The 502-nt window shown below is 50.8% G+C and carries 1 protein-coding gene; it reads right to left on the reverse strand.

Annotated features, from left to right (window positions below; translation table 11 throughout):
• Positions 1 to 119: 119 nt before the first annotated feature.
• The coding region (locus B3180_RS10885; protein ID WP_286844477.1) for a DapH/DapD/GlmU-related protein at positions 120 to 502 on the reverse strand (383 nt) is incomplete at its 5' end.

The following is a 502-nucleotide window of genomic DNA, read 5'->3' on the forward strand; positions in this document are numbered from 1 at the left end:
GCGTCAATAACAGCCACACCAGCCGAATCGTAACCCCGGTACTCCAGTCGTTTTAAGCCTTCCAGCAAAATACCTGTTACTCGACGTTCAGACGTCGCGCCTACAATACCGCACATAAGTTAACTTCCTTTTTTCGACTGTGGACGTTGCCATCCGCTGATATTACGCTGCTTGCCCCGGGCTACAGCCAGTTCGTCATCTGCTACCGCCCGGGTTATGACCGAGCCGGCACCGACGGTTGCATTTTTACCAATGGAGACAGGCGCAACCAAAGAGCTGTTTGAACCAATAAAAGCGCCGTCACCAATTTCAGTAAGCGCTTTATTCACACCATCGTAATTGCAGGTAATGGTACCTGCACCAATGTTTGCGTATTCACCCACTTGAGTGTCACCAAGGTAGGTTAAATGACTGGCCTTTGAGCCTTTACCTAAACGGCTTTTCTTCATCTCGACAAAGTTTCCGACCTGCGCTTCATCCGCAAGTTCCGCTCCGGGGCGCA

Origin of the sequence: Idiomarina sp. UBA4206, assembly GCF_002383015.1 — a bacterium.
GTDB lineage: Bacteria > Pseudomonadota > Gammaproteobacteria > Enterobacterales > Alteromonadaceae > Idiomarina > Idiomarina abyssalis.